General features: G+C 67.2%; 3 protein-coding genes. 2 read left to right on the top strand and 1 reads right to left on the bottom strand.

Annotated features, from left to right (window positions below; genetic code table 11):
• Window positions 1–114 (bottom strand): LacI family DNA-binding transcriptional regulator (locus FYW95_RS27275; RefSeq protein ID WP_159943650.1); only part of this gene is annotated, 114 nt, incomplete at its 3' end.
• A gap of 1,022 nt (window positions 115–1,136) precedes the next feature.
• Here FYW95_RS27275 and FYW95_RS27270 point away from each other — a divergent pair.
• Both FYW95_RS27270 and FYW95_RS27895 read left to right on the top strand, forming a co-directional pair.
• Complete coding sequence (locus FYW95_RS27270; RefSeq protein WP_159945673.1) at window positions 1,137–2,855, top strand: CBM35 domain-containing protein; 1,719 nt, start codon at window positions 1,137–1,139, stop codon at window positions 2,853–2,855.
• 1,397 nt (window positions 2,856–4,252) lie between these two features.
• A complete protein-coding gene (locus FYW95_RS27895) occupies window positions 4,253–8,071 on the top strand; it encodes a tetratricopeptide repeat protein (RefSeq protein ID WP_201295070.1) in 3,819 nt (1,272 codons plus the stop codon).
• Window positions 8,072–8,195 lie beyond the last annotated feature (124 nt).

Here is an 8,195-nt window from a genome sequence, read left to right as displayed (position 1 = left end):
CTCGTCCACCTGCCGCCGCACCTCCGGGGAGATGGTGCGCTTCCCGGACAGCGCGTAGGAGGCGGTGCTGCGGGAGACCCCGGCCAGCCGGGCCACGTCGCCGATGGTCACCATCGTTCCTCCAGGGGATCGTGTCGGGGGCGACCGGACTCCGCCTTCCGGGGTCCGGCCACGCGGTGTCGTCAGGATGCGGCCGTCCCGGGCGGTCGCTGTCGGGCTTCCGTGAGGGCGGCCCCGCCGAGTGCCGGGAGCGCGGCGGGACGTCCGGCCGGGCGCCCGGAGCACCCTGTCCCTGACCTGGAGGGACGCGCTGGCGGGCGTCGCCGGGACCGCGCCGCTGCGCGGGTGTCCCGATCCCGGTGAAGACATCCTTGCGCTCCTGACTCGTCGTTTACGGTGGATCCCGTGCCGTTCCCCGCGCCAGTGCGGGGTGCGCCCCCAGGTCAGGGTTGTCGAACCGGTTCGCCACACGGTCGGCCCCTCCGCTTCCAGGACGACCCTGCGATCAGGAACTGGAGTATGCGTGCGTGGCGAACAGCGTTAGCGTTCACAAAGCACGGGTCAACCCCGGCCGGGTGACTCTTTACACATTCGCGACCTTTGTTCGCGGGAGGGGAGCCAACGGCGGGCGGACGACCGGTTCGACCGCGCAGGCGCCCCACGCGCCACCCCGCCCCGCCGCAGAAACACCCCTGACCAGCACGGACACAGCTTCCGAACCCGAGACGTCCACACCGGTCCGCGCGTCCTGGCGGACGCCGCCCGGACGGAGGCGGAGAACACGGCGGAGGCCGCCCCAACCCGGACCGGGTCCGACCGGCCCGAGGCGCCCGCGCGCCGGGGAGGCGAGGCGCAGCCCGCGAGGCCCGATACGGTGACGGATGACGGGCCCCACCTTCTGAGCTGGCCTCTCCCCGGGCCCCGGCCGCCCGCGGACCGAGACGACGCGAGCTGTCCGTCCACACCTCGCAAGGTCACGAACAGGTAAAGAGTCTCCGACCCGGGGTTGACCCGTTCTTTGTGAGCGCTAACTCTGACTCCACGGACTCGGGCTTCACGCGCCGGACACCTGGCCGCAATGACGGGGCACCATCGGTCCACGCGTCGAACCGGTTCGACAACCCCGAGGGAGACGTATGCACCGCACCACAACCCAACGAGGCCTGTCAGGCCTCGGCGCCCTCGTCCTCGCCGCCAGCGTGGTCGTCGCGGGACCCGCCGCTCCGGTCAGTGCCGCCGGCCTGACCCTCACCGTCGATGTCGGGCAGGTCGTACGCCCGGCGACGCAGGTCGCCGCCGGCGGCCTCTACGGAGTCGCCTCCGACTCCCAGCCCACCACCGACATGCTGCTGCCGCTGAACCCGACGAGCTTCACCCAGCCCCCACCCGGCACCACACACCTGGGCAACGGGGCGACCGAACCGTGCTGCGACGCGCTCGATGTCGGACACAACGTCACCAGGTCCGGAGCCCAGCAGTTCATCCGCCTGCCCGACATCTATCCGACCTTCCCCTACGAGTGGCGGGGCTGGGACGACTGGGAGCGGAAGGTCACGACCATAGTCAACGACCGCCTCGCCGCGACGGACGTGACCAACATCCACGGCTGGGAACTGTGGAACGAAGCCGACTGGACGTGGGACACCGCGGCCGCCGGTTCCTTCCACGACGGCTGGAGCCGCACCTACGATCTCGTGCGTTCCCTGGACCCGGTCACCCCGATCGTCGGTCCGAGTCCGTCGAGGTACGTCCACAACGACATGCTCGCCTTCATGACCCATGCCCGTGACACCGACACGCTGCCGGACGTGGTCGTGTGGCACGAGCTCGATGACATGAACTGGAACGCCTTCGAGGAGCACGTCGCCGACTACCGTGCCATCGAGAGGTCCCTCGGCGTCTCTCCCCGGCCGATCGTCATCAACGAGTACAACAGCTTCAACCAGATGGACGTCCCCAGCGTGGCCCTGCACTGGATGAGTGTGTTCGAGCGCCACGGCGCGCGCGAGGCCCACCGAGCCTACTGGTTCGAGGCCGGTACCTTCGACGGACTGTTCACCTTGGACAACCGGCCGACCGCATCGTACTGGCTCTACCACTGGTATGGAGCGATGACCGGGAACATCGTGGAGACGACACCGGACAGCTGGTTGGACGGCGTGGCCTCCTACGACTCCAGCCGGCAGGTTGTCAACGTCGTCTTCGGCGGCGACTGGGGCGACAACGCGGTGAACGTCACCGGACTGGACTCGTTCGGCCCGTCTGTCGACGTGCGGCTCCTGTCCACCCCCGGGTCAGGACGTCACAGCCACGTCGCCGCGCCCACCGTCGTGCGGGAGACGGTCCTGCCCGTCACCGGCGGACAGATCTCGGTCCCGGTGGACGGGATGAACGCCGAGGGCGCCTACCAGCTCCTGATCACCCCGGCGGGTGGTCCGACCACCCCCTGGCAGCAGGTCTACGAAGCCGAGAACGCCACGGTCGTCAACGCCCAGACACGGTCCTCGGACCAGGCGTCGAACGGATTCTACGTCGGCGGGATCGACGGGGACACCGACATGCGGTCGGACTCCTTCGTCGACTTCACCGTGAACGTCCCCGAGGCCCGCTCCTACACGATGACGGTCCGGTACGCCAACGGCACCGGCGCGACCTCGACCCACGGTCTGGCCTACAACGGCGGGGCCTGGTCCACCGTCTCATATCCGCCCACGCCGGGATGGGCGCGGTTCGGGACCATCCGCGCGACCGTCGACCTCGACGCTGGGTACAACGTCATCCGCCTGGCCAAGGGCTCGCCCGGTTTCGAGGGGGGCACCGGATACGCCGAGCTCGACAGCATCACCCTGTCCTGACCGCGTCCGCCGCACGCCGCCCGGTCCGCGCCGCGGGCCGGGCGGCGTGCGGGGAGGGTTCGCAGTCCTCCCCACGGGAAGGGGACGACGGGACGGCCCGGCGCACGCGGTCACAGGCGAGCGGGGCCCTCCCGGAACTTGGGTTCTAGTGGTGGTTGCAACACCCCGACTCCAGGGGTGTCATGCACTTTCAGATCCGCAAGGACCGAACACCACGGGGCCACAGGAAGCTCACCGGTGAGCGAGCGGCATACTTGCAGCTCATGCAGCAGGGCCACAGCAGCGCCGAAGTCTGCCGGATCGTCGGCGTCGATGAACGCACTGGCCGGGTATCCACGACGTCCCACGATGTCCTCCTTGAGGTCACGTGGTCCCAGAATCCAGAAATCCGACTCCGAAAAACGCAGGACACACCAGTGGAGCAGCGTTCTTGCGAGGACCTCGCGAGGTGCCATCGAATGCCACCAGGGGCGGTGTGTGCTCCGTTTGTGCTCCACAGTTCCGGACTGGCACGACACGGGGCGACACCTCTTGACACGAAACAATGGCGGTGATCGGATGGATAGGGACGAAACGTCACCCTGTGGCACGTAGAGACACGAAAGCGCCGGACATCTAATCCGATGGTCGCAGGTTCGAATCCTGCCGGGTGCGCCACAAAACCCCAGCTCAGACGGGGTGCGCGAGTCGAACAGGCGAGGCGCCGGGTCTGGATCGGGGCCTGAAATGCTCCCCGTGTGCTCCGCAGTGCAAGGTCCAGTACAGGTGGAGGGCCACCTCGCGGAGCATTTTGCCTGCCCTTGGCTCCAGCGGCACCGGGCCATATCCGCCTACCAGCGCCCCGCAGCCGCCCTGACACGCGCTGTCCACCCCGCGTATCGCACGAGCCCGCAGGCCACATACGGCCGATTCCACCGAAATCCCTTACCCGGCAGGAGTTCCCGAGCCAGAATCAGTGGCATGACCAAGACAAGGTGGATGTGGGTGGCACTGACCACCCTCGCCGTTCTGGCTGCGCTGGGGGCTGGGCTCTGGTTTGGTGGAGGCCCCACCACACGCAACGGATGGGAAGCTGCCGCCTGGGCTGCAGCGATCACCGCCACTCTCGGGCTCCCAGTCAACGTCGTGGTATGGGCCGCAACCAAATCTCCGAACACACCCCGGCCAACCCCTGCACCGGCTACGCCGCCCTCTAGCCGCCCCGCGACCAGTACGGCCCACAGCGGCGCCGCTGAAGGCAGGACGACACCGGAACGTGAAACGCGCAATGCGCACGAAGGGGCCACCACCCGTCAAGGAGATGTCTTCGACTTCCGTGGAGCCCAAGGCCAAACGATCATCGGCCAGCAGAACAACCTTTCTTCCCCCGAAAGCGACCACGGACAAGACCCCCACACGTGAGCGACTACCAGAGCAGGAATCTCTACGACTTCCAGGACACCCAAGCCACAACGATTATCGGCCAGCAGGTCAACACGCATGTCCGTCCCCTCCAGACACCGCCCACCTGGCCGCTGCTCGTGGGCCAAATCCCCGCGGTCGCACGCCACTACCAACAGCGCACCATCACCGCGAAACTGCACTACGCGCTGGCCACGCAACCCTCCGTCGCCCTACGCCAGAGCGCACACGGGACCAACGCGGGCAGCGTGGTCTCCGGCATGGGCGGCGTGGGCAAAACACAACTGGCCGCTGCCTACGCCAACCAGGTCCTGGCCCACTCCCGCACACGCACCAACCGCCCCCCGAGGGAAGAGCCCGACCAGAGCACGGGGAGCAATCCCGGCATCGAGGCAGACGACCCAGGGTCCCGACCGGATCAGACCCTGGCCGCGGATCTGGTGATGTGGGTCAACGCCTCCAACCGCACCAACATCACCGACGCCTACGCCCGTGAGGCCCCCAGCATTCTGCAACGCGCCTTCGACACCCCCGAGGAGGCCGCGCACGCCTTCCTGAACTGGCTGGCCACCACCGACAAACGGTGGCTGATCGTCTTCGACGATCTAGTCCTGCTCCAACCACCCCATCCGGACGGTACTCCCGTCACGCTGGAAGACCTGTGGCCGCCCTCCACCGGCAACGGGCGACTGCTCATCACCACCCGCGACAGCGGACACGAACTCACCGAACTCACCCACGCCGTGCTGGACCTGGGCGTGTACACCCCCCAAGAAGCCGACAGTTTCCTCACCGCAGCTCTCCCGAAGACCAGGACAGACCACGCACCTGAGGAGCGGGCCGACCTCGCCGAACTCCTGGGACGGCTGCCGCTGGCACTGGGCCTGGCCGTGGCCTACATCGCCAACCGTCCCGGCATGACCATCGCCGACTACACCGACCTGTTCGCCACCCAATCCCAGACTCTGGAACGGATGTTCCCCCACCAGGCCACCGGCTATGCCCGCACCATCGCCACCACCTGGGCCCTCTCCATCGACCACGCGAACCAGCAGATCCCCCGGGGGCTCGCCCGCCCCCTGGCCGCGATGATCAGCTTGCTCGATGCCGTCCCCATTCCCCTCGCGGTGCTGACCGCACCCCCGACACGCGCCTACCTCGCGTCCGAAGCCGCCGGCGAATGCCCAACAGCCGTTAGCAGCACCGAAACCGCCCGCGACGACAGCAACCTACCGCCCCCGTCGCCAGGGCCCGCAGCGCCCGGCACCGAGGAGTGCAAACGCACGGTCCCCGAACAAGACGTGCACGACGCGCTGGCCCTGCTCAACCGCCTCAACCTGATCACCCTGACTGGGAACTCGTCCAGGGCCTGGTCCACGGTGAACATGCACCAACTCGTCCAACGCGCCACCCGCGAACACACCACTACCCGCCCGACCCGGGACAGGGTGCGCGCCACCGCGGGCGCACTCATTCATGCCTGGCCCGAGGTGGAACGCGATACCGAACTGGGAGAACGCCTGCGCGCTCACACTCGAGCGCTACGCTCCCGCACGATCGCGGGACGCAGTGTGGAGGGGTGGATGTGGCAGCCCAACAGTCACCCCTTACTGTTCCGCGCAGGCTCGAGTCTGGGGGAGGCCGGAAGAGCCAGGGACGCGGTGGAGTACTGGGAGAATATGGTCCGCGCCACCGAGCACCACTTGGGCCCCGACCATCCCGACACCCTCACCACCCGAGCCAACCTCGCCCACTGGCAAGGCCGAGCCGGAGACCCCGCAAGCGCCACCACCGCCTACCACGAACTGCTCACCGACCGCCTACGCGTCCTGGGCCCCGACCATCCCGACACCCTCACCACCCGAGCCAACCTCGCCCACTGGCAAGGCCGAGCCGGAGACCCCGCAGGCGCCGCCACCGCCTACCACGAACTGCTCACCGAAATAGTGCGCGTCCTGGGCCCCGACCATCCCGACACCCTCACCACCCGAGCCAACCTCGCCCACTGGCAAGGCCGAGCCGGAGACCCCGCAGGCGCCGCCACCGCCTTCAACACTCTGCTCACCGAAATGCTGCGCGTCCTGGGCCCCGACCATCCCGACACCCTCACCACCCGAGCCAACCTCGCCCACTGGCAAGGGGAGGCCGGAAATCCCGCAGGCGCCGCCACCGCCTACCACGAACTGCTCACCGACCGCCTACGTGTCCTGGGCCCCGACCATCCCGACACCCTCACCACCCGAGCCAACCTCGCCTCCTGGCAAGGGGAGGCCGGAAATCCCGCAGGCGCCGCCACCGCCTATCGCGACCTGCTCACCGACCGCCTACGTGTCCTGGGCCCCGACCATCCCGACACCCTCACCACCCAAGGCAATCTTGCCCGCTGGCAAGGGGAGGCCGGAGACCCCGCAGGCGCCGCCACCGCCTTCAACACTCTGCTCACCGAAATGCTGCGCCTCCTGGGCCCCGACCACCCCAACACCCTCACCACCCGCAACAACCTCGCCCACTGGCAAGGGAAGGCCGGAGACCCCGCAGGCGCCGCCACCATCTACCACGAACTGCTCACCGAAATAGTGCGCGTCCTGGGCCCCGACCACCCCAACACCCTCACCACCCGCAACAACCTCGCCCACTGGCAAGGGAAGGCCGGAGACCCCGCAGGCGCCGCCACCGCCTATCGCGACCTGCTCACCGACCGCCTGCGCGTCCTGGGCCCCGACCACCCCAACACCCTCACCACCCGCAACAACCTCGCCCACTGGCTGGCGGAGGTTGGACCCTACGAGGAAGCCCTCTCTTCCTACGATTCAGCAATCGATCAGTTCTCTGTTACTCCTCAATGGGGCCACTTCCTCCGATTGAGCAAAGCCCGTTTCTGCCTGACCCATGGCGATGAGGAAACAGGGATAGGAGAACTTATCTCCCTCACTTCAGTGAAAACACAGACATCCGCTTCTGTGCAAGCGCGTCATCTCCTTCGGGGCCCTCTCCGTCCCGCAACCGAAAAAGCGCTTGGCGATCAAGATCCTCTCTGGATGCAGATTACTGACGAGGTACAAGCAACGGTCCGCGACTGGCTTGGCGCCCCCACATGGAGCGACTCGCAGCGCTACCTTAAGCATCACAAGGAAACCCTTTTTGCTTCGCTTGTCCGGGAGTGTCTACGGGAACTGGCAACAACTGTTTCGCAAGCAGCTCTGCATCTTCAGATTCTAAACAGGGCACAAAAGAGCGGGATCGATAACGCCTACGTCCCACTCGTTCTCGACGAACACCTGACGAAATGGCGCAGAGCCCCAGACTGGGAGAAGTCCGAGCAGTACCTGACCGCCCACGCTGACCTCCTCCTGCGGCAAGAATCCTTGACTGCCCTCCGCGCGCAGGACAAAGGCCCCTCCGCAGAATCGGTCGAGATCTTTACCCACAGTGCAATCCTCACGATCTCCCGCTCGCGTTCAGTTAAGGAGGCGTACAGGCTCGTCCGTGACGTAGAATTTGTCCAGAAGCAGGCAGAGGCGGCAATGCGCGAGGGAGACACTGCCTATCTGCACGCGACTGCCGTCCTCACAGGTGCAGCCCACCACGACGTGATGGCCATGCTTCTCTACCTGGCGCTGTTCCACACCTTCGCCGAAGCCACCGAGGAGAATGAACAGATCCTCGAGGAACTCCGCGCCGCCGCGCACGGAGTCGATGTGGCCGCTCGTGAGCACGCCATCTCCCTGGTCACCGAGGCCATCACAGTGCGCCCCGCCAAAGCCCCGCAGCTCGTGAAGCTGCTGACAGCACTCTCCAACCCGGAACCCCGATAACGAGTTGGTGCGTGATAGCGGGTGAGGCAAGGGATGAACGGCTGTGGCATGATCCCGCCGTGACGATCAAGGGCAACCGTGCGGTCCTGGCCCATCCACGGCTCACCGGCATCTCCCGACACCA

It is taken from the genome of Nocardiopsis sp. FR4 (genome assembly GCF_009830945.1).
GTDB lineage: Bacteria > Actinomycetota > Actinomycetes > Streptosporangiales > Streptosporangiaceae > Nocardiopsis.
The sequence above is the reverse complement of the archived record's forward strand: the minus strand, read 5'-3'. Positions and strand labels throughout refer to the sequence as shown.

What these genes read in the sequence shown, in the direction of transcription:
- FYW95_RS27270 (WP_159945673.1), top strand. Translation starts at nt 1,137, where the DNA reads ATGCACCGCACCACAACCCAACGAGGCCTGTCAGGCCTCGGCGCCCTC.